Raw genomic sequence first — 22,083 nt, forward strand, 5'->3', positions numbered from 1 at the left:
TGTTATTCTTCGTCGTCAAAAAGCGATGCTTGTTTTGGCTCTAAATCATAAGAATCCTCATCTTCTTCCTCTTTGTTTTCCTCTTCTGGTTCAGGTTCCTCGTATGGAATTGGCTCAAGCGGCACAATTTTCTTAACATCATAGGTTGTGAGCTGGTTGCCCATCGCAGTAATTCCTTTTACGGCGATAAATTCCTCCAAATTCACAATTTCTGGCTCGCGCTCGTTGCCGTTTACTTTTTTGAAAACAATCTCAATCTGCGGGATTCTATCCACAGAAATAAATTCTATGAAAGATTTATTGTCTTCTAAGAAATAGAATGGTTGCTCTTTTAAGCTATCTTCTAGCACAAAGCGTTTCACATAATAACGCTCGCGCTCGCTGTCGTAATAAACGCAAGAGATTGGCTTTTCTGGAATCCATTTTTCGATAAATAGGAGATTATCATCATAGTGATTAGTCAAATCAAAATTGGTAAGCTGTGCTACCCCCTCACTATTGATTGTTAATATCTTATCCTCTCCACGGAATGCTCCAAGGTATTTTCCTCTTCCTTCTACATTTAGCCTTTTCACTGCCTCATCAAACCAAATTTTTCTTGGTGCCAATGTAGACACGCCATGCTCCTTGAGTTCGATTTTTTTGATCGGGTGCTTAGACACCAAATTCCCTTTTGTAAGCTTTCCTCTTACGGCTAAATCTGCGAAATCTAATTCAAATTTAAGTTTTTTAAGCCTTGCTCTTTGGTTCAATAAAACTTGTACCACTTCTGCCTCCCCGTTTGGATTTGCTGAAAAATACAGAATTTGCGAACCATCGATATCGCTGGCAATAGGGTATTCCTTGTCTCGGATAATACTGGTTACCGAAAATCTTTTCTGGTAATAAGGTCCTGTTTTCCCCATGCGGTAAACGACATTGTAAATCGTGCGTTTGTCCTTTTTCTTCCACACTGCACAGTGGATTATGTCTTTGCCTATAAATGTTTTATCATCTACTTTGGTAACCATCATGCTACCATTTCGGCGGAATGTGATGATATCATCAATATCTGAGCATTCAAACAAAAATTCATCTTTGCGCATTGCACTTCCTGTCCCGATAAAACCTTCGGCAAAGTTGCCATATAAGCGGACATTGGCAGCGGCTACTTTGGTTGCGTCGATGTCCTCAAATGGGCGAATTTCGGTGAGGCGTTGCTTGTCTTTTCCATATTTTTCTTTAAGTCGCTTAAAGTAATCTATGGCATACTCGATTAAGTTATCTAAATTATTTTTAACCGCAGCAATTTGCTCTTCCAAAGACTCGATATATTGTTGTGCTTTGTCTAAATCAAATTTAGAAATACGCTTAATTCTGATTTCGGTGAGTTTTACAATATCTTCCTCGGTTACAGGACGGCGCAAGTGTGAAATATGCGGTTTCAAGCCCTCATCTATGGCTCGGATCACTCCTTCCCAAGTTTCTTCTTGCTCAATGTCGTGATAAATTCTGTTTTCGATAAAGATTCTTTCAAGCGATGAAAAATGCCATTTATACTCCAATTCTTCAAGCTCTATTTCTAACTCTCTCTTGAGTAGCTCTACCGTATTTTGGGTATTAAGTTTTAATATTTGCGAAACCGATAAAAATTCTGGTCTTTTATCTACAATCACGCAGGCATTGGGCGAAAGAGAAACCTCACAGCTTGTAAAAGCATACAAGGCATCAATCATTTTGTCTGGCGAAACATTATTGCTCAGATGCACCAGAATTTCGACTTTCTCGGCAGTATTATCCTCTACTTTACGAATTTTGATTTTTCCCTTTTCATTGGCACTCAAAATACTTGCAATTACCGAAGATGTTGTTTGCCCATACGGAATATCTGAAATCTTGAGTGTAGATTTATCTTCTTGCGTAATTTTAGCTCGGATTCTAACGCGTCCGCCACGCTCACCGTCGTTGTAGTCCGAAACATCGATCATACCCCCTGTTTGGAAATCAGGATACAATTCAAACTTCTTTCCTCTTAAATGCTTAATAGAAGCATCTATCAACTCGTTGAAGTTATGCGGCAAAATCTGCGTAGAAAGCCCCACCGCAATCCCCTCCACACCTTGTGCTAAAAGCAAAGGGAATTTAATCGGTAAATTTATAGGTTCTTTATTTCTTCCATCGTAAGAATTTTGCCACTCGGTAGTCTTGGGATTAAAGACCACTTCCAGCGCAAACTTGGTTAAACGCGCCTCAATATAACGAGACGCCGCCGCTACATCTCCCGTGAAGATGTTTCCCCAGTTTCCCTGCTTATCGATGAGTAAATTCTTTTGCCCTATTTGCACCAAGGCTCCACCAATGGAGGAATCCCCGTGCGGGTGATATTTCATGGTGTTCCCCACGATGTTTGCCACCTTGTTGTAGCGCCCGTCCTCCATCTCTCGCATAGAGTGTAGAATACGACGCTGCACGGGCTTAAGCCCATCGTAAATAGAAGGAATTGCACGCGATAAAATCACATAAGAAGAATAGTCCAAAAACCATTCTTTGTACATTTCCGCTATCTTCTTGGTAGACTCTCCAGTTTTATTTTCGGGGGTTGAATCCATCATGTATATTTAGAATTAGGCTAAAAATTTAAAAGCACAAATATACAGATTTTTATTAAGTTTTTTAGGCTAAAGCTTGAAAGCTTTGGTCAAAAATTAGTCTTGCATTTGTGTTTGTTGCGTGTACATTTCGCTATAAATTCCGCCTAAATCCATTAAATCTTGGTGCGTTCCGCGCTCAATGATTTCGCCACAATCCAAAACGATGATTTGGTGTGCATGCTTAGCCGAAGAAACTCGGTGCGTGATGATTATAGTCGTCTTCCCTTCCGACTCTTGCTTAATATTGTTTAAAATTGTGGTTTCTGTTTCGGTATCCACGGCAGAAAGGCTGTCATCAAAAATTAGAATTTTAGGCTTTTTTATCAAAGCACGCGCAATGGAAAGACGCTGCTTTTGTCCGCCCGAAAGCGTAACTCCACGCTCTCCTACAACTGTATCATATCCTTCTCTAAAGCACTCTATATTCTCATGCAAATCAGCCTTTTCTGCATATTCTCTCGCTAGCTCTAGCGTATCCTCATCTGCTCCAAAATTCAAATTTTCTCGCAAACTTGTAGAAAACAAAAAAGCCTCTTGTGGCACCACCCCGATTTGATCCCTTAGCGCAAACAAATCATAAGATTTTAAATCCTGGTCGTCAACCTTCACCACCCCATTTGTTGGGTCATATAAGCGCGAAATCAATTCAGCAATAGTAGTTTTCCCAGATCCTGTTTTGCCTAAAATAGCAAGCGTTTCGCCCGCAGGAACCTCAAAAGTAACATTTTTCAATGCCTGAATCCCTGTATTATCGTAGACGAAATCTACATTTTCAAAATTAATTTTACCTTGAATTTTAGATTTAATCGTCCCCGTATTTTGCACCGATGGCTCTGTATTTAAAAACTCATTGATACGCTTCATAGAGCTAGAGGCTCTCTGCACCACCATAGACACCCAACCTAGCGATGTAAATGGCCATATAAGCATATTTAAATACATAAAGAATTGTGCAAGTGTACCAATTTCTTGAATTTGACCATTGATGTAGCGCATTCCCCCTACATACAAAATCACGATTTGACTCACGCCAATGATTACTACAACCAAAGGAGTGAAAAACGCATCAATATTAGCGAGCTCTATGGCTTTGTGCTTGTATTTTTTTACATTTTTGGCATAATTAGCTTTAACACTTTTTTCTTTACTAAAGGACTTTATTACACGAATGCCCGAAAACATGTCTTGCACAAAGGCCGACAAATTGGATTGCTCGGCTTGTAGTTCTCGGCTTTTTCGATTGATTTTACTACTTAAAAAATACACCAAAACCGACAAAAACGGTAAAGGCAACAAAGTGAAAAGCGTCATTGTTTTATCAATCGAAAGCATCTCAATGACCAAAATCACCGACATTGCCAATAAGTTGATAGGATACATGATACCAGGCCCTAAATACATACGGACATAGCTCACATCTTCGCTAATGCGATTCATCAAATCTCCAATTCGATTGTTTTTATAAAAAGCTGTGTCTAGCTCTTGATAATGCTCATAAATAACATTTTTCAAATCATATTCCATATGGCGAGACGCCACAATGATGGTTTGACGCATCAAAAATTGGAGAAACACCGCAACCAAAGGCAATAAGATAATCAACGCACCATAGTACCACAATTGGCTGATCTGCTCCGTCTCACCACTACTCAATGAAGCTTTGATAAAGTTTACCGCCTTTCCTACATATCTAATCTTATATACCATAAAAAAGTTTAGCCCTATAATGAACAGTGTTCCAAGGAATAAACGACCACGGTATTTATATAAATATTTATTTAGACTTAAAAGCTCTTTCATACAAGGATCAATTCAAAACTTCATTTGCGGGGCAAAATTAATTAAAATAAAACTCTTACGATAAGGTTTTAGCTTTTAATTTCAAAATGCAAAAATTTCAAAATAAAAAAAGACCGCCCAAAGGCAGTCTTTTTTCTATTTAAGTTATTGTATCAACAATTATTGTTTTACGAAAACTACACGTCTGTTAGCATGGTTCATCCATTCTGGACATTTAGACGCTGGATTACACTGAGGGAATCTCAAATCATCTTTACCCATAGCGATAACATTCAATTGCTCTGCAGGAACACCATGTTTCTGAACTAAGTAATCTTTAACAGCTTGCGCTCTTCTTCTAGACAATCCTAAATTGTAAGCTTGAGAAGCTCTTGCGTCTGTATGACTTACTACGTTGTAAACATCATCTTTGAAATACTTCAAGTATTCAGCAGCTTTATCCAACAATGGGTAGTAAGATGGAGAAATCACATCTGAATTTAAAGAAAACTCTAAGTTTGCAATTGCTAAATTTATTGCTGCTTCAGCATCCTGCTTCAATGGACATCCGTCATTGTCTGCCGGACCAGGTAATGTAACACACTTGTCATACAAGTCAATCACACCATCTAAATCAGTATCCAATGCACGACCTGCACCATCTACTCTAGCACCAAGTGGAGTATTCAACTCACGATCCCAATCATCACAAACACCATCATCATCTTTATCTCCTTGCGCACAAACTACTAACATAGCTTGCAATTCCTCTGGAGAAGGACCAGGATAGATGTCTGCTAACGGATCTGCCCACGCTAAGTGTTCATGATGCTTTCCTAATTTGAACAAAGCACCCACACTGAATGTAAACAATCCATCATCTTTACCTTCTTCAATGTTAGCAATTGGAGCAATTGGCGTTCCGTCTTGGAAATTCCCAACATCATATTGAGTTCCTCCTGTAGACCCATCAAACTCCTCATCACCAGTAAAGTAATACATAGCCTTAGCTTCGATATCAAGTCTTTGATTAACTTTATATCTTAAACCACCACCACCATTAAAGAATACAGATCCAAAACCTTTACCTTCCATTGTTTGGATATCTTTCCCCCCATTTTTATTGATGTATGCATCATATTGTAGTGTACCAAATCCCCCATACCCATGTAAAGCCCATGCATAACGAGATTTATTATCAACTCTTCTAAACAAATTGCTTAAATTAACATCACCTTGCAACGACCACATCCAATAATCAGTGTGTCCTTTGTATTCATTGCCTCCTTGATAAGCTTGCTGTTTAGTTTTACCATAATTAAACTGCAATCCTAAACCAAATGCGTGAGTGATTTGTTTTGTCAAAACAGCTTGCAAATCATACCCTCCCCACTCTGATCCATGACCAGAAACAGAGGTATTCAAATCTGCACCTTGAATCAAAGGGATACCTGCATAAACCGCGAGACTCCAGTCGTTGAATTTCTTTTGATCAGAGGTAAACTTTACATAGTTTTGATTCTGACCATAATACTTATTCTGAAAATACTCTTGCTGAGGAGTCTGAGTTGTAGCGTCTTCTACTACAACTACCTCTGTCTCTTGTTGAGCCATCAAAGGAAGAGAACTAAGAGCCAATGAAGAGATTGTAAATAGTTTTAAATACTTCATAAGTTTATATTTATTTCATTAGTTTAATTGCGACAAAGTTAAAACTTATAAACTCTTAAACAAATATTTTTTGTGTTAAAATGCTTTTTTTAACCCGTAGTGCATTATAAAAAAGGTTGCCCATGAGCCTAAAGAAAAGTAAATTGCATTGGTTACCAATCAAATACAATTATGAGCAACCTAGAGGCAAGTTACAATTTTATTTTGAATAAACTAATAGAAATTTCAGGAACTGAAAATTTCTATTTTAAACCAGTGAAACCAAAATTATCTGATATAGAGCTGATAAGCTTAATTATTTTAGCAGAATTTAAATCTATCGACTCTGAGTACCAGCTTTTTAGAGAGATAAAAGGTTGGGCTATTGAATCTAAAATTGAAAGGAGTGTTTACAACAGAAGAAAACGAAAACTCTTCCCTTTTCTTGAAGAAATTAGGTGCAAAATGGTGAAAAAGTTCAATGATTTTGAAAACTATTTCTTGGTGGACAGCATGCCTTTAGAAGTGTGTAAATTATCCCGCTCTTCCAGAAGCAAAATCTGTAAAGAAAATAGCTTTTCAATGCCAAATAAAGGTTTTTGAGCTTCTCAAAATCTACACTTTTATGGTTACAAGCTACATGCGATCTGTTCTATTACTGGTGTGTTCCAAAGTTTTGACTTATCTCCCGCCTCCGTTCACGACATTCATTATTTGAAAGACATAAAACTTCAAATTTCTGATTGCGTGTTACTTGGAGACAGGGGCTATCTTTCTCAAACGGTTCAGCTTGACTTGTTCAATGAGGTAAAAATCCAGTTAGAAACCCCTAAAAGAAAAAATCAAAAAGATTACAAACCTCAGTTCTATCCATTCAGAAAGTATAGAAAACGTATAGAAACTTTATTCTCGCAGTTGTGTGACCAATTTATGATACGGCGTAATTATGCCAAATCTTTTGAAGGATTCAAAACAAGAATATTGGCAAAAATTACCTCCTTGACTACTATTCAATATCTCAATAAATTTGTCTTTCATAGTAACATTAACAATTTAAAAATTAACCTCATTCGATAATGCACTACGTTTTTTTTTAATTAATTACCTCACTATTTTTCAACAACTCATGAACAAATTTTCTAGACTTTACCTGCTCATGAGGCAAAATCAACACTTTAGAAGAAAACTTTAAATTTTCATAAAATAGTATGTCAATATCTATGATACGCGAAACATATTTTTCTCCGCTCAGAGGTTTAGTATAAACCCTCCCCATTTTTTTCTCAATTACTTTCAAAGCCTTCAATAAAGCAACGGGCGACAATTCTGTATAAAACACCAAAACTTGATTATAGAAATCCTGCTCTGCCGTAAAACCAACAGGAGCGGTCTCCATAACAGATGTTTCTTGAAAAATCTCACCAATTTCTGATAAATGTTCTTTGGCTTGGATTAAATTTCGCGAACGATCTCCCAAATTTGTCCCTAAAAGTAAAACAACTTTACTCTTCATCGTAATATTGGAACAAGAAATTATTGTATGGATAACGCTGCGTGTGGATTTTTTTCACCTCTTCGTACAATGTCTTCTTAAAAGCCGCAATGTTTTTCTTCTTTTTTGCTGAGATAAATAAGGTCGGAAATTCCGATTTTGCTATCCACATTCGCTCCCACTCGTCTAAACTGATATTCTCCCTCGTAGGTTCGCTTAAATCATCTTCGGCTTTTGGCACAAAGCTAAAATTATCAATTTTATTAAAGACCATGATAGTTGGCTTATCAACCACATCTATTTCTTTTAAAATTTCGTTCACCGATCGGATCTGATCTTCAAAGCTTTCATGCGAAATATCGACCACATGCAAAATTAAATCCGCCTCTCTCACCTCATCAAGCGTTGATTTAAAAGACTCTACCAATTGTGTCGGGAGCTTTCTAATGAATCCCACTGTATCGCTTAGCAAAAATGGCAAATTCCCAATCACAACTTTCCTCACTGTCGTATCTAGCGTAGCAAACAACTTATCTTCCGCAAAAACATTTGATTTACTGATTAAATTCATTAAAGTAGATTTGCCCACATTCGTGTATCCCACTAGCGCAACGCGAATGAGCGAACCGCGATTTTTTCGCTGAGTTGCCATTTGCCTATCTATTGTTTCTAGCTTCTTTTTAAGCAAAGAGATTCTGTCTCGGATAATTCTTCTATCCGTTTGAATCTGAGTCTCCCCAGGACCTCGAAGACCAATCCCCCCTCGCTGGCGCTCCAAGTGTGTCCACATTCGAGTAAGCCTCGGCAGAATATACTCATACTGAGCCAACTCAACTTGTGTGCGTGCATAAGATGTCTCTGCCCTTTGAGCAAAAATATCTAGGATTAAATTAGTTCTATCAATGATTTTTCTATCCAGCACACGCTCAATATTTTTAAGCTGAGATGGCGACAATTCATCGTCGAAAATCACCGTATCAATATCATTCTCTTCTACAAATTCCTTAATTTCATTTAATTTTCCACTACCCACGAAATATTTAGAATCTGGCTGTTGTAGTTTTTGCGTAAACCTAGCAATGGTTTCAGCACCTGCAGTGTATGCTAAAAACGCCAGCTCATCCATGTATTCGCTTAGCTTTTCTTCTGTTTGATTTTGAGTAATAACCCCCACTAAAATGACACGCTCATAGCGTGCTTCTTTTTTTTCTAACATTGTTTATTTTAATTTTCCTCAACACATCATTGAACTCCAAAAGTACACTATTCCCCTCAAAACTGCAAGAGCTAAATAACAGACACTCACCACTGGTAAAGACTTTAACATTAAAAAAGACTTAAAAAAATTGAAAATTAATCCGAAATGATAGAAATTTGCAAAATATTTTTTAGCTAAAATTTTAAGTATTAAAAATGTACAAACACTTCCTTAAACGGTGCATAGATTTCATCGCAAGTCTTTTAGGGCTTATCATTCTAAGCCCAGTGTTGCTAGTTTGCATAATATTTCTCTCTATAGCTAATCACGGGAGCCCCTTCTTCTTCCAAAGAAGACCTGGACTGAATGAAAAAATCTTTTCGATTGTAAAATTCAAAACGATGAATGACAAAAAAGATGCTCAAGGGAATCTCCTGCCTGATGCGGATCGTTTGACTTCTGTAGGGAAATTCGTGAGAAAAACTTCACTAGATGAAATCCCTCAACTTATCAATGTACTAAAAGGCGATATGAGTTTAATCGGGCCTCGACCGCTCCTTCCAGAATACCTCCCGCTTTATAACGAAGAACAAAAAAAAAGACATTCTGTTCGCCCTGGAATCACTGGGTGGGCACAAGTGAACGGGAGGAATGCAATCTCTTGGAATGAAAAATTCAAACTAGATGTTTGGTATGTTAAAAATTTAAGTCTAACTTTAGACACTAAAATATTATTTTTAACAATAAAAAAAGTGTTTAAATCAGAAGGGATTAACAAAGAGGGGCAAGCTACAACTTGCAAATTTGATGGCTCTAATTAAGGAAAAGACATGGTTATATTTGGTGCAAGCGGACACGGAAAAGTAATACTTGACATTTTACAAGCCTCTGGAGAGTTTTCTGTAGAAAAATTTCTAGATGACAATCCTTCTGCTGAGAGTTTCTGCAACCTCCCTCTCAATTTACCATCTGAAAAGGATTCTGATGAGGAGATAATTATTGCCATAGGCAACAATCAGATTAGAAAAAATATCGCTACCAAATTTCACAACTATGTAAATGCCATTCACCCGCTCTCGTTCATTTCCAAAAAAGCTAAAATGGGAAAAGGGAATGCGATTATGCCTGGAGTTGTGGTCAACCATTCAACGCAAATTGGGAACCACTGCATACTAAACACAAATTGCAGTATAGACCATGATTGCTCAATAGAAGACTTTGTCCACATATCGCCCAATGTAGCTTTAGCCGGCAATGTAACAGTAGGAGAATGCACTCATATAGGCATTGGAGCCTGCATTATCCAAGGAATAAAAATTGGAAAGAATGTAACCATCGGCGCAGGGAGCGTCATCATAAAAGACATTCCAGACAACAGTGTAGTTGTCGGAAATCCTGGAAGAATAATTAAAATAAAAAATATATGAAATCAAAAATATGGCTATCATCTCCCCATATGGGCGGAAATGAACAAAAATACATTAACGAAGCTTTTGAACAAAACTGGGTGGCTCCATTAGGGCCTAATGTGAATGGCTTTGAAGAAGATTTAAGAAACTTCCTCGGAGGAAAAGTGCATGTTGCAGGGCTTAGTGCAGGAACAGCAGCCTTGCATTTGGGGTTAATCTTATTGGGTGTAAAAGCTGGAGATGAAGTAATTTGTCAAAGTATGACTTTTGCTGCATCGGCTAATCCAATTAAATACTTAGGTGCAAAACCCGTCTTTGTAGACAGCGAAGCTGAAACGCTAAACATTTGTCCCAAAGCACTTGAAGAGGCTATCCAAAACAGAATAGAAAATGGATCGAAGCCTAAAGCCATCGTTGCCGTACACTTATACGGTATGCCATATAAACACCGAGAGATTCGTTCAATTGCTGATAAATACGAAATCCCTATCTTAGAAGATGCTGCCGAAGCTTTAGGCAGCACTTACTATGGCGAAAATTGTGGCACTTTAGGAGACATTTCCATTTTAAGTTTTAATGGCAATAAAATCATCACCACCTCTGGAGGAGGAGCACTTGTTTGCAAAGATGAAGCCATCAAACAAAAAGCAGTATTTCTAGCCACTCAGGCGAGAGATGACGCCCCTCACTACCAGCACTCACAGATTGGATACAATTACCGTTTAAGCAATATTTGTGCGGGTATTGGTAGAGGGCAAATGGAAGTCTTGGCAGAAAGAGTCAATCAGCGTAGAGCCATGCACGCATTTTACCAAGAGCTTTTCAAAGACTTCAAAGACATTCAATTATTGACAGAGGAAAACGAGGATTTATTTTCAAATCATTGGTTATCTGTAATTTTATTGAAAGATTACGAACAAAGAGAAAAACTAAGACTCGCACTAGCAGAAGAAAATATTGAATCTAGACCACTGTGGAAGCCTATGCACATGCAGCCCGTCTTTAGTGATGCTATGTATTTTGGCGAAAAAGTATCCGAAGATGCATTTAACAGAGGACTATGTTTGCCTTCTGGCTCCAACTTAACCAATGAGGATAGAGATAGAATAAAAAGTTGTATATTGCACGCCCTAACACAATGAAAAAGACAAGAAAAAATATAGGTTTTTTTGCAAGTTTAGCCGAAAGATTAAGCGAAATTAAACACCTACCTCGATGGGTTATATTCTCTATCGATTTGGGTATTATCGTTTTTTCGCTAGGAGTTACTAGTTTTTTAATGTCTATCTGGGGCATATCTACCTTAGGAAGTGTAAGCGATAGAACAAGCTTTCTTGTGATGTTTGTGGTCTCTGCACTCTCCTTAGTAGCCTTCAGGGTTTCTTATGGAGTTGTTAGACACTCGTCTATTAAAGATATTACTAAAATATCCTTATCCACTTTCGTTTCTCTAATCGTTTTATTTATTATTGAGAAAATATGGGAATGGAAAATGGGAAGTAAGTTATATTATGACTTTTGTTTAATCTTTTTCATCCTAGTATTATTCTTATCCCTTTCCCTATTTAGGTTTTATGTAAAATTAGCATTTGCATTATTTACAAGACTCAAGGACATGCCTTCTAGAAAAAATGTTCTAGTATATGGCATCGACTCAAATGCTGTAGGATTCGGTAGTGCGATCTCAGAAAACCCTAATAGTAGATTCAATTTGATTGGTTTTTTTAACACAGAGAATAATATTAAAGGAAGATTACTTGACAGAAAAATTTATACACTCAATCATATTGAAGAATTAAAAGAAAGAAAAGGTTTAAATGGAGTTGTTTTTTCAGAAGCAAACATTAAAGATGAAGCTTTTCAGCCTTTATTAAATGAGCTTATTAAACAAAATATCATTATTTACCATTTACCTGTTCGACTTTTAGAAGAGGAAAATAAAGACGGAAAGACTAAGGCTACTCCTAATTTTAAAACTTTGCAAATAGAGGACTTACTTTATCGTAAGGAGATAAAAATACAAAACGATCAAATCAGTCAGCGTCATTTAGATAAAGTCGTACTCGTAACAGGGGGTGCAGGATCTATTGGTAGCGAGATTTTACGCAAAGTTTCTTCATACAACCCAAGCAAGGTCATCGTTGTGGATCAAGCCGAAACCCCTTTGAATGACATTAAGCTTGAAATGAAAGAGAAGTTCCCAAATATTGAGTATCTTTTTTATTTGGCAGATATAAGTAACAAACACCGCGTTGAAAAGATATTTAAAGAAAATAATATTTCAATGGTGTATCACGCTGCGGCTTATAAACATGTGCCTGTAATTGAAGAAAACCCAATAGAAGCGATTAATGTCAATATCTGGGGTACTAGGATTTTGGCGGATCTATCTAGCAAATATAATGTCAATCGTTTTGTGATGATTTCTACGGACAAAGCTGTGAACCCAACCAATGTAATGGGAGCTTCGAAACGCGTAGCTGAACTCTATGTTCAGTCATTGCAAGAATTGCCGGGCAATACAACTAAATTCATCACGACTCGCTTTGGAAATGTCTTAGGCTCAAACGGCTCTGTCATTCCTTTGTTCAGAAAACAGATTGAAGAAGGAGGCCCCGTAACCGTGACACACGAAGAAATTACACGCTTCTTTATGACTATACCAGAAGCTTGCGAGCTAGTTCTACAAGCAGGAGTCATGGGACAAGGAGGGGAGATCTATGTTTTTGACATGGGAGAACCTGTCAAAATCATTGATCTTGCGAGAAAGATGATTCAACTTAGTGGATTAAAACCAAATGTTGATATTGAAATAAAAATTACAGGATTAAGACCTGGGGAAAAGTTATATGAAGAACTTTTAAGCAATAAAACAACAACGCTACCAACGCATCATGAAAAAATAATGCGTTCGAAAGATGAACGAGTGCCTTATGAAATTATTGAAAAGCAAGTAACTCACATCGCTAGAAGAGCATTAATCGCGGGTAGAATAGAAATTGTGCGTTTAGTAAAGGAAATTGTTCCTGAATACATTAGTAAAAATTCTCAATACGAAATTTTAGACAAAAAATAATTATGAAAAAAATAGCTTATCTTCTTTTAACTCTATTGGTTCTACAATCTTGTAGGACACAGAGAGATGTATTATATTTCCAGAATATAGATCAAGTAAATTTAAACAAAGCAAATTTATCAGGAATCAATGAATATAAGCTAGAAGTGGGCGATGATATTTCGATAAATGTGTCTGTTGAAGATAAAGAGCTTTTGGCTCCTTTTACTTTAAATTTGATAGCTCCAAGTGGTACTTCAAACCCAGGAGGAGGAGGTTCTCAAAACTTAACAACATTTGTAATTGATGAAGCTGGAGATATAAACTTCCCTCAAATTGGAAAGATTCATTTAGCAGGAAAAACACGTATGGAGGCTATTCAAGAGTTGACTACTCAGTTTAGTAAATATCTTAAAAATCCTATTGTGAATTTGACAATAAATAATTTCAGAGTTGTTGTTTTAGGAGATTCTGGGGGAAAGGTTGTCAATGTAAAAAACCAAAACACAAATATATTAGAAGTTTTAGCGGAAAGTGGAGACTTGAAAAAGACATCGGATATAGATAACCTCTTGTTAGTCCGAACAGAGAACAATAAGCGCCAAAAATACACAGTGAACTTAAAAGATGCTAATCTTTTTAACGAGCCATATTTCTATGTAAAACAAAACGACTTGATTTATATAAAACCAAGCAAAGCTAGCACCTTAAGTTTCAACAATACTCCATTTGCAGCAATCTCTACAGTTTTATCTTTAGGAGTTACAATTTACGCACTATTTATTAAGTAATTATGGGAGAGAATCAAAAAGATAACAATTTAGACATTAAGGAAATTTTAGCTCCTTTTTTAAGATATTGGTATGTATATATAATATGCGTACTAATAGCTCTCTTTATTGTAAAAATGTACACTCGCTATATTGTACCACAATACAATACTTACGCCACTGTTTTAATAAAAACAGGAGATAGAAATTCAGGAACTGGAGCTTTGTCTGCCATACAAGAAGTAAATGGAATTAGATCTGAAGGGATAGATAATGAACTCTTATTACTTCGTTCAAAAAGATTATTGAAAAAAGTTGTCGAAGACTTAGACCTCTACACCACTTTAACAAATAAAGGGAGAGTCTTAGAAACAGAAGTCTATGGAAATGAGGTACCTTTTAAAATCATAACACAACCAAAAGATAGTACAGAGCGATTTAATCTCAACTTTCAGTTATCTTATGATAATAGAAATATTTATCTATCAAAAGATGGTCTTGAGAAAAAGTATAATTATGATGTTCCTATAATTTTTGACTTTGGAAGTGTTACTTTTAAGAAAAAAAATAAAAATATAGGCAATGGGACATTGTCACTGAATATATCAGATGCACAAAGTGTTACCGATAGACTAAGGGGACTTCTAAATGCTAATAGATATCAAAATTATCAATCAGCCATCATCATTTCGATGACTAGTCCTCAAACCGAAAAAGCTACAGCTATCATTGATAAATTGATTGATGTGTTTAATGAGGATGCTATTGATGATAAAAATACCGAAGCGAGAAGAACTGCAGCTTTTGTTAATGAAAGAATTAAAATCATTAATGATGAATTAGGAGGAGTTGAAGGAGACATTGAATCTTTTAAAGAAAATAATAAAATAGTAGATCCTGCCTTAGGAGCTAGCGAAAGTCTTACAGAAATAAAATCCTTAGGGAAAGAGATTTTAGATTTAAATACTCGAGAGGAATTTTTAAACATTTATAAAAATCAGATTAATAATTCTTCGATTAACGACATCTTACCAGCTAATGTATTGTCTCAAAATCAAGAACTAGCATCTTATATTTCAGAATATAACAAAATTGTAATTGAACGAAATCTTCAAAAGCAAAGTGGAACAAATGCAAACCCTGTAATTCAAACAAAGGCAGATCAACTCTCATTGTTAAAGGGAGCCATTATAAACTCTATAAAAAAAGAAGCAACTATTCTAAATCAACAAAAGAAAATACTTAATGAAAAATTGAGTAACTATCAAACAGCCTTTAGTAAGTTCCCGGAACAAGAAAGGATATTGCGCTCTATTAACAGGCAACAAAGTATAAAAGAGAATCTTTACTTGCTTTTGTTACAAAAAAGAGAAGAAAATGCTATAGCTCTGGCTGCATCTGCTGATAAAGCCAAATTAATTGACGCACCTGAAAGCACGGGGCCTGTTAATATGAACTTTTCTACCTACTATTTAGGAGCTCTCCTCGCTGGCATTGTATTGCCTATAGGGATTATTTATCTAATTACTTTACTCAATACAAAAATTAAAAGCCGAAAAGAACTTTCTAAACTTGTCGGAGACTATCCTATTTTAGCCGAGTTACCTTCTTTGAAAAAAGGAGAAGCCAATGATGTTGCAGGAGAAGATTTATCTAATCTATCAGAGTCTTTCCGTGTATTGCGGACTAATTTACAGTTTATGTTAGGAGGAAGCTCTGATGGTGAAGGAAAGACAATCCTTGTTACCTCCACTATCAAAGGTGAAGGAAAAACCTTTGTGTCAATTAACTTAGCTCATATATTAAGTCAGTTAAAAGACAAAAAAACCGTAATTATTGGTGCTGATATTCGAAATCCTCAGCTACAAAGGTATTTTCATGGAACAAGAAAAAAAATAGGGTTAACAGAATATTTATACGATGATAGCATCAATATTGATGAGATTATCATCAAATCTCATTTAGATAACAAAACTTCTGTCATTTTATCTGGAGCCATTCCTCCAAACCCATCAGAATTAATCATGAGCAAGAGGCTAGAATCTTTGATTCAAAATTTGAAAAAAGATTTTGATTTCATTATTATTGATTCTGCTCCGCTTTTATTAGTTTCCGATACTTATCATATAAGCAAATATGCAGATGTGAGTATCATTGTTGTTCGATCTGAATTTACAGATAAACAACTGTTAGAACATCCACTAAAAGCAGTGGAAGACCATAAAATTAAGCACGCCTCTTTTGTGCTAAATGATGTGAATTCTAGAAATTCCGGCTATGGATATGGCTACAACTATGGGTATGGCTACGGCTACCATAGCGAAAAAGATAAAAGTTGGTTTAAAAAATTATTGAAGAAATTAAAAGGAGCCTCAAATGATTAAGATTAAAAGTTTCTCATTAGAGTTTTTAGGATACATACGCAAACATGTAGGCATACACCTATACCTCTTCATCATAATGAATGCCTTTATAGGGATACTTGATGGACTGGGGATTGCTATGTTCATTCCGCTACTAGCTGCTACCAGTGGTGATATAGATAATTTTGACTCGCTTGGGAATCTAAAATATTTTACTGATGGGCTGCAAGAAATAGGCATTCAGCTGAATTTTGAAAGTGTGCTTATCGTTATGATTGTTCTCTTTGTTTTAAAGGGAACCCTCACTTACATAAGATATATTTACAGCGCTAGGATTCGCCTTTTTGTGATAAAAAGAATGCGCTTTACCTTGATAAAAAAACTTAGAAAGGTATCCTACAACGGCTACACACAATATGCCCCTGGTAAAATACAAAACGCGCTCACTGTGCAAGTGGAAAGAATGGTACAGGCTATGAATTTCTGCTTCCAAGCCATACAAAGCGCAGTGATGCTCGTAACTTATGTGTTTCTAGCATTTTTATCCAATTGGCAATTTGCTATTTTGGTAGCCATCGGGGGGGTAATTTCAAATTTCGTTTACAAATACATCAACAAAGCCACCAAAGATGCCGCTAGAAAATTAACCCTCACGGGAAATACCTTTAATAGCTACATCATTCAAGTATTGAGTAACTTTAAATACCTCAAAACCACGAATTACATCTCTAAATTTAATAAAAAAATTGAAAAAAACATTCTAAAAACACAGCATTTAGAATATAAAATTCAAAAACTAAACGCCTTTGCCGAATCTGCAAGGGAGCCTATAACTGTAATCGTAATTGTAGCTGTAATATTCATTCAGGTGAGTTTAAGGCAAACGCCCTTTGCGAGTATTATGGTCAGCTTAGTTTATTTTTACAGAGCTTTGGTTTATTTAACTTCTGCCCAAGGATTTGGAAACTTATTCGTAAACAACTCCACTGGTTATGAGGCTATTATGACTGTTTTTAAAGAATTTGACACGGATAGCGAAGCTAAACAGGAGCCTATCAAAATCCCTGAACTAAAAAGTATTGATTTAAAGAGAATTGACTTATCTTTTGGCGAGAAGCATATTTTAAAAAACCTATTGCTGCATATTAATGGCAAAGAAACCATTGCGCTTGTGGGGGAAAGTGGCGCGGGCAAAACTACGCTTGCCAATGTAATTTGTGGGCTTACCAAGCCTGACTCTGGTGATATATTCATAAACAATAAAAAACTTGAAACCAACCACTTAGATTCCTTCCGAAAGAAAGTGGGCTACATTACCCAAGACCCTGTAATTTTTGATGATACGATATTTAACAATGTTACTTTCTGGGACGAAAAAACACCTGAGAATTTAAAACGATTCTGGGCGTGCATTGAACTTGTGGCTCTTACGGGCTTTATGAATGATTTAGACAAAAAAGAAGATTCTCCGCTGGGGAGCAATGGCGTTTTAGTTTCGGGCGGGCAAAAGCAAAGAATTTCAATCGCGCGCGAATTGTATAAGGACATTGAGCTACTTATTATGGATGAAGCTACCTCTGCCCTTGACTCTGAAACAGAAAACTATATTAAGGAAAATATTGAAAGGCTACAAGGAAAATACACGATGGTGATTATAGCGCATAGGCTTTCCACCATAAAGCACGCTGATAGCATCTATGTAATGGAGAAAGGCGAAATTATAGAGCACGGGAATTACAATGAACTCTACCAGCAAAATGGCAAGTTTAAACAAATGGTGGATTTACAAGATTTAAATAATCAATAAGATGAAAAACATAGTAATCATACCTGCAAGAGGCGGCTCTAAAAGGCTTCCTGAAAAAAATATTAAAGAGCTAGGAGGAAAACCTCTACTCACTCATAGTATTGATTATGCTAAAAGTTTTGACTTTATAGATGATATCATAGTTTCCACCGATTGCGATAAGATAAAGGAGGTGGCCACGCAGGCAGGCGCCAAAGTGATAGACCGCCCAGAGGAGCTATCGGGAGATTTTGTGCCCACTGTTGCTGCATTACAACATGTTGCGGAGGCGCTCAATTTGGGCGATAATGATAACATTATTTTGCTACAAGCTACAAATCCGCTTCGCCCTAAAAACTTGCTCAAAGAAGCTATGGAAATCTATACACAAAATAACTATAAAAGCCTTTTCACGGTGAGCCGAGATGCTCATAAGCTTGGAAAGATAAAAAACCATAAATTTATCCCCTTTAATTATGAATTTGGTATGAGAAGCCAAGATATGGAACCGCTATATTATGAAAACGGGCTCCTTTACATCACTAAAAAACACCTGATAAACAAGGGGATAATTATGAATGAAGAATCTTACCCGCTATTTGTAGAAGGGCATCTGGGTAATATTGATATTGATGACCAATATGATTTTGATTTTGCTGAATTTGTTTTGAGTAAATTAAAATAATTAGCATGAAATTTAAAAATACTTTAATTTTCAGCACAATATACCCTCTCTTGTTGTTTTTATTATCAATTAAAGATGAGGATATAGATAAGACTTTTTATTTTATTTCAAATTTAATTCCTAAAGAGTTAAGTGATAAATTGCCTCATAAATATATATATAAGGCCAAAACAAAGCCAATTATTAAAACAAATACAAAATTAGATGGCTACACAATTTTATTACAAAACGCCTTCTATTATAGGTATCTAATTTTACTGCAAAAAATTAAATGGCATTTTCTAAAAACTGCAGATATATATTCACATGACCATTCTATATACACATATACCTTGATAAATGGGAGAAGTTTCATAAAAATTGAAGATGGATTAGAGGATCATGATGAGCCCGTTCTTAAAGAGCAAAAAAAAAATAGTGTGATTTACAATATTAAACGTTTTATATGGAATTACCTACTAACTACAAAATATTTAAAAGAAAAATCTGAAAATAGAGCAAAGCATTATATAATTACCATATCTTCAAATAAATTTAAAAAAAATCTAGATTTGACCCATGCTTGGGAAAAAGCATCTCCTTATAAAAAGGAGTATATTCTAAATCTATTTAATCTAACCTCAAAAGAAATAGAAATTTTAAAACAAAAAAAGAATATAATATTCACTCAGCCATTCTTTGAAGATGGCTATCTACAGACTGAAAAAGAAAAAATTGAAATATATAAAAATTTCATAAAAACATTAAACCATAAAGATATAATTTTAAAAACACATCCCCGAGAAAAGACAAATTATAAGGAACACCTACCACATATAGAAATATTTGAAAAGGCTATACCTTCAGAATTATTTGATCTATGTGGAATTTCTTTTAACAATGTTTACTCAGTGTCTTCTACAGCAGCATTCCATTTCCCTATAACCTCTAATATTAAACAGATAGAGACAGGAAAGAACCTAATAGGAGAAAAACTTTTTAAAGATTTATTAGAAAAACGAAATGAAACTAAGTATTATCATTCCAGTATATAATTGCGCTTCTCACCTAGAAATTGGGGCTAAAAGACTTGAAGCTCTCTATAAGCTTTTGGACAAAAATGAATTTGAAATAATCTATATTAATGATGGCTCTACAGATAATAGTGAAGTGATTCTACAAGATATTGCTAAACAAAAATCTAATATAACTATAATTTCTCAGGCAAATCAAGGACTCTCTGGAGCTAGAAATACAGGAATAAAAAATGCAAATGGAGAACGCTTAGTCTTTCTAGATGCAGATGATTGGCTTACCCTACCCCCTCTAATTGAATTATTGGAGATAAGTCTAGATAATAATCTAGATTTAGTGGGATTTAAAATACAATTTGTAGACAGTAATGAAAAAATAACAGGAATAATGGATTGCCATACTATTAAATGGAACACCATAGGCTATGCCAACGATTTTTTCATTGAAGGATTTCAGCCATCATCAGCCTGCCAATTCATCTACAATACTCAATATTTAAAGAAAAATAACTTATTGTTTCACCCTAAAATCTACCATGAAGATGTTGAGTTTACTGCTAGACTTATGTGTTTAGACACGCCTACAAAAGTATATTTTTCAGACAAAACTGTATACAATTACTTACAAGAAGACGGGTCGATGTCTAAGCCTAAAAACATAGAAAAACTACATAAATTACTCTATGATGAAATTCTTGTAGCAGAGTTAATTAAAAAAAATTGGGGAACTAGTAAAAATAGCGCTATAAATGAAGCCATTCAGAAAAACTACAATGCAATTGTGTGGAATCTACTTTGGCGATTTTATAAAAAACCTAACGAAGTAGACGCTTCTTTTAAAGAGAATTGCATAAAGGATTTAAAAGACAAAAAACTATACCCTATCAAAGGGCCTCTAAAAACTCGCTTCCAAAATATGAGCAAGTATTTTATGAATAATCCCTTTATCCTGAATAAATTCATTATTAAAAAATAGAATTAATAATCTCTATTAATTCCATACCTTTGCAAAAAAACACCATCTATGTCATCTGCGGAAAAACAAAAAAATATATATTTTATAGACCAAACCTCTGAGTTCGACCACCATATGGTTTTCAATGCCTCTATGCTAAAAATCTTATGTAAAATATTCCCTCAAGCAAAGATTTACCATTGTGGGCTGCCAAGCAATATTGAAAGTGTAAAGACACTACTCTCTCCCGAGGAACAGGATAGAATCACCCCTGAATTTATCCCTCATAAAAAAGTTTCAGGAGGCATCATCAAAAAAGGACTTAATTATCTTCGCAAGGAAAGATATAGATATCAGCATTTTAAGAGCATTCTAAAACGCACCACAGAGAATGATTGGATTGTTCTATCCATCACCACATTTACAAGCTTTCTATGGTTTAAGCGATTAAAGCGAAATTACCAAACGCCTACCATTGCGGTGCTACACGGCGATGTAGACTATATCTACAAAGGCACGACAAAGATACACAAAATCAATGCTTGGGCTCATAAAAAAATCTTTAAGACAAAAGCTCCAAATTTTTATTATCTTACTCTTAACAAAATAGAAAAAGCTATACTAGTAAAAGATGGCTATCTTAAGGAAAGCGAAATACTTGAAATCGAACATCCATTTTTAAACCTAGAAAAACAAGAACCTAGAGACATTCCAAATAAGCCCCTAACTATAGGGCATATAGGAAGTATGGAAATTGAGCGTAAAAATTCGCACTACTTGTTTAAACTTGCTGAATACTGCAAAAATCTGATTGAAAGTAATAAAGTTTATTTTAAAAGCGTAGGACTACTCAGCAATAGTTTGACTCCCTACCTTAATGATTATGTGGAACTAATGGTTGGAAACAGCAATGCCGAGGGGCCTTTAAAATATCTTTCTCGTATAGATTATGAGAATGGGCTAGAGTCTCTAGATTATGTCATATTTTTCTATCCAAAAGATGAGTATGTATTCCGGGCTAGTGGTGCTGTTGCTGATTTCATAGCTAAGTGCAAGCCTATCATCTGCCTAAAACATCCTATTTTTGAATATATGTTCGATAATGCTGGAAACATTGGCTTTATGTGTGACTCCCTTGATGATATACAAAAGAAAATACAAGAAATTACAAGCGATAATTACAATTTAATTTCAGTCTATAAAGAACAGGTAAAGAATTTAAGGGAATATCAAAAGAGTTTTTCTATCCAATATGTTTCGGATGATTTGAAAAGACAACTAAATCTTTAAAAAATAGT

Annotated in this window: 16 protein-coding genes and 1 pseudogene; 12 read left to right on the forward strand and 5 right to left on the reverse strand. The window is 35.5% G+C overall.

The window, feature by feature from the left end:
* Positions 1-2: 2 nt before the first annotated feature.
* The 3 genes from ORNRH_RS04170 to ORNRH_RS04180 form a co-directional block, all read right to left on the reverse strand.
* Positions 3-2,588, reverse strand: coding sequence for a DNA gyrase/topoisomerase IV subunit A (locus ORNRH_RS04170; protein WP_036601502.1), 2,586 nt, complete (start codon positions 2,586-2,588; stop codon positions 3-5).
* A 96-nt stretch (positions 2,589-2,684) separates the two neighbouring features.
* Positions 2,685-4,430, reverse strand: a complete 1,746-nt coding sequence (locus ORNRH_RS04175; RefSeq protein ID WP_014790660.1) for an ABC transporter ATP-binding protein — start codon at positions 4,428-4,430, stop codon at positions 2,685-2,687.
* 159 nt (positions 4,431-4,589) lie between these two features.
* The gene (locus ORNRH_RS04180; protein WP_243925408.1) at positions 4,590-6,023 is read right to left on the reverse strand and encodes an OmpA family protein; all 1,434 of its coding nucleotides are present in this window, start codon (positions 6,021-6,023) and stop codon (positions 4,590-4,592) included.
* Between the two features lie 228 nt (positions 6,024-6,251).
* Here ORNRH_RS04180 and ORNRH_RS04185 point away from each other — a divergent pair.
* Positions 6,252-7,136 (forward strand): annotated as a pseudogene (locus tag ORNRH_RS04185) (IS982 family transposase).
* A gap of 16 nt (positions 7,137-7,152) precedes the next feature.
* Here the strand turns inward: ORNRH_RS04185 and folK are convergent.
* Positions 7,153-7,572, reverse strand: a complete 420-nt coding sequence (folK, locus tag ORNRH_RS04190) for a 2-amino-4-hydroxy-6-hydroxymethyldihydropteridine diphosphokinase (protein WP_014790662.1) — start codon at positions 7,570-7,572, stop codon at positions 7,153-7,155.
* Positions 7,562-8,767, reverse strand: coding sequence for a GTPase HflX (hflX, locus tag ORNRH_RS04195; RefSeq protein WP_014790663.1), 1,206 nt, complete (start codon positions 8,765-8,767; stop codon positions 7,562-7,564). The genes folK and hflX overlap by 11 nt, the downstream gene beginning before the upstream one ends.
* Before the next feature lie 197 nt (positions 8,768-8,964).
* Here hflX and ORNRH_RS04200 point away from each other — a divergent pair, with 197 nt between their 5' ends.
* Genes ORNRH_RS04200 through ORNRH_RS04250 form a run of 11 tightly spaced genes read left to right on the forward strand, consistent with a single transcriptional unit; the run spans position 8,965 to position 22,075 of the window.
* Positions 8,965-9,570, forward strand: a complete 606-nt coding sequence (locus ORNRH_RS04200) for a sugar transferase (protein ID WP_014790664.1) — start codon at positions 8,965-8,967, stop codon at positions 9,568-9,570.
* Between the two features lie 9 nt (positions 9,571-9,579).
* Positions 9,580-10,176, forward strand: coding sequence for an acetyltransferase (locus ORNRH_RS04205; RefSeq protein ID WP_014790665.1), 597 nt, complete (start codon positions 9,580-9,582; stop codon positions 10,174-10,176).
* A complete protein-coding gene (locus tag ORNRH_RS04210; protein ID WP_014790666.1) occupies positions 10,173-11,300 on the forward strand; it encodes a DegT/DnrJ/EryC1/StrS family aminotransferase in 1,128 nt (375 codons plus the stop codon). Before ORNRH_RS04205 ends, ORNRH_RS04210 begins: the two co-directional genes overlap by 4 nt.
* Positions 11,297-13,234, forward strand: a complete 1,938-nt coding sequence (locus ORNRH_RS04215; protein ID WP_014790667.1) for a polysaccharide biosynthesis protein — start codon at positions 11,297-11,299, stop codon at positions 13,232-13,234. Before ORNRH_RS04210 ends, ORNRH_RS04215 begins: the two co-directional genes overlap by 4 nt.
* Before the next feature lie 2 nt (positions 13,235-13,236).
* Positions 13,237-14,004 (forward strand): polysaccharide biosynthesis/export family protein, encoded by a 768-nt coding sequence (locus ORNRH_RS04220; protein ID WP_014790668.1) that lies wholly within the window; start codon positions 13,237-13,239, stop codon positions 14,002-14,004.
* Positions 14,005-14,006: 2 nt separating this feature from the next.
* On the forward strand, positions 14,007-16,367 hold the full coding sequence (locus ORNRH_RS04225; protein WP_014790669.1) for a GumC family protein: 2,361 nt from the start codon (positions 14,007-14,009) through the stop codon (positions 16,365-16,367).
* Positions 16,360-18,153 carry an ABC transporter ATP-binding protein gene (locus ORNRH_RS04230; RefSeq protein ID WP_014790670.1) on the forward strand — a complete coding sequence of 598 codons (1,794 nt, stop codon included), beginning with the start codon at positions 16,360-16,362 and terminating at the stop codon, positions 18,151-18,153. The genes ORNRH_RS04225 and ORNRH_RS04230 overlap by 8 nt, the downstream gene beginning before the upstream one ends.
* Before the next feature lies 1 nt (position 18,154).
* Complete coding sequence (locus ORNRH_RS04235; RefSeq protein ID WP_014790671.1) at positions 18,155-18,817, forward strand: acylneuraminate cytidylyltransferase family protein; 663 nt, start codon at positions 18,155-18,157, stop codon at positions 18,815-18,817.
* Positions 18,818-18,822: 5 nt separating this feature from the next.
* On the forward strand, positions 18,823-19,851 hold the full coding sequence (locus ORNRH_RS04240; protein WP_014790672.1) for a glycosyltransferase family 52: 1,029 nt from the start codon (positions 18,823-18,825) through the stop codon (positions 19,849-19,851).
* On the forward strand, positions 19,820-20,806 hold the full coding sequence (locus ORNRH_RS04245; RefSeq protein WP_014790673.1) for a glycosyltransferase: 987 nt from the start codon (positions 19,820-19,822) through the stop codon (positions 20,804-20,806). The genes ORNRH_RS04240 and ORNRH_RS04245 overlap by 32 nt, the downstream gene beginning before the upstream one ends.
* A gap of 48 nt (positions 20,807-20,854) precedes the next feature.
* Positions 20,855-22,075 (forward strand): hypothetical protein, encoded by a 1,221-nt coding sequence (locus tag ORNRH_RS04250; protein ID WP_014790674.1) that lies wholly within the window; start codon positions 20,855-20,857, stop codon positions 22,073-22,075.
* The last annotated feature ends 8 nt before the right edge of the window (positions 22,076-22,083 follow it).

Origin of the sequence: Ornithobacterium rhinotracheale DSM 15997 (assembly GCF_000265465.1) — a bacterium.
In the GTDB taxonomy this organism is placed as follows: Bacteria; Bacteroidota; Bacteroidia; order Flavobacteriales; family Weeksellaceae; genus Ornithobacterium; species Ornithobacterium rhinotracheale.

Bases quoted from the DNA above. Each gene is read 5' to 3' on its own strand.
- ORNRH_RS04230 (WP_014790670.1), top strand. From the start codon at position 16,360: ATGATTAAGATTAAAAGTTTCTCATTAGAGTTTTTAGGATACATACGC.
- ORNRH_RS04235 (WP_014790671.1), top strand. From the start codon at position 18,155: ATGAAAAACATAGTAATCATACCTGCAAGAGGCGGCTCTAAAAGGCTT.
- ORNRH_RS04200 (WP_014790664.1), top strand. From the start codon at position 8,965: ATGTACAAACACTTCCTTAAACGGTGCATAGATTTCATCGCAAGTCTT.
- ORNRH_RS04175 (WP_014790660.1), bottom strand. From the start codon at position 4,430: ATGAAAGAGCTTTTAAGTCTAAATAAATATTTATATAAATACCGTGGT.
- ORNRH_RS04245 (WP_014790673.1), top strand. From the start codon at position 19,820: ATGAAACTAAGTATTATCATTCCAGTATATAATTGCGCTTCTCACCTA.
- ORNRH_RS04210 (WP_014790666.1), top strand. From the start codon at position 10,173: ATGAAATCAAAAATATGGCTATCATCTCCCCATATGGGCGGAAATGAA.
- hflX (WP_014790663.1), bottom strand. From the start codon at position 8,767: ATGTTAGAAAAAAAAGAAGCACGCTATGAGCGTGTCATTTTAGTGGGG.
- folK (WP_014790662.1), bottom strand. From the start codon at position 7,572: ATGAAGAGTAAAGTTGTTTTACTTTTAGGGACAAATTTGGGAGATCGT.
- ORNRH_RS04180 (WP_243925408.1), bottom strand. From the start codon at position 6,023: ATGGCTCAACAAGAGACAGAGGTAGTTGTAGTAGAAGACGCTACAACT.
- ORNRH_RS04250 (WP_014790674.1), top strand. From the start codon at position 20,855: ATGTCATCTGCGGAAAAACAAAAAAATATATATTTTATAGACCAAACC.
- ORNRH_RS04215 (WP_014790667.1), top strand. From the start codon at position 11,297: ATGAAAAAGACAAGAAAAAATATAGGTTTTTTTGCAAGTTTAGCCGAA.
- ORNRH_RS04240 (WP_014790672.1), top strand. From the start codon at position 18,823: ATGAAATTTAAAAATACTTTAATTTTCAGCACAATATACCCTCTCTTG.
- ORNRH_RS04205 (WP_014790665.1), top strand. From the start codon at position 9,580: ATGGTTATATTTGGTGCAAGCGGACACGGAAAAGTAATACTTGACATT.
- ORNRH_RS04170 (WP_036601502.1), bottom strand. From the start codon at position 2,588: ATGGATTCAACCCCCGAAAATAAAACTGGAGAGTCTACCAAGAAGATA.
- ORNRH_RS04220 (WP_014790668.1), top strand. From the start codon at position 13,237: ATGAAAAAAATAGCTTATCTTCTTTTAACTCTATTGGTTCTACAATCT.
- ORNRH_RS04225 (WP_014790669.1), top strand. From the start codon at position 14,007: ATGGGAGAGAATCAAAAAGATAACAATTTAGACATTAAGGAAATTTTA.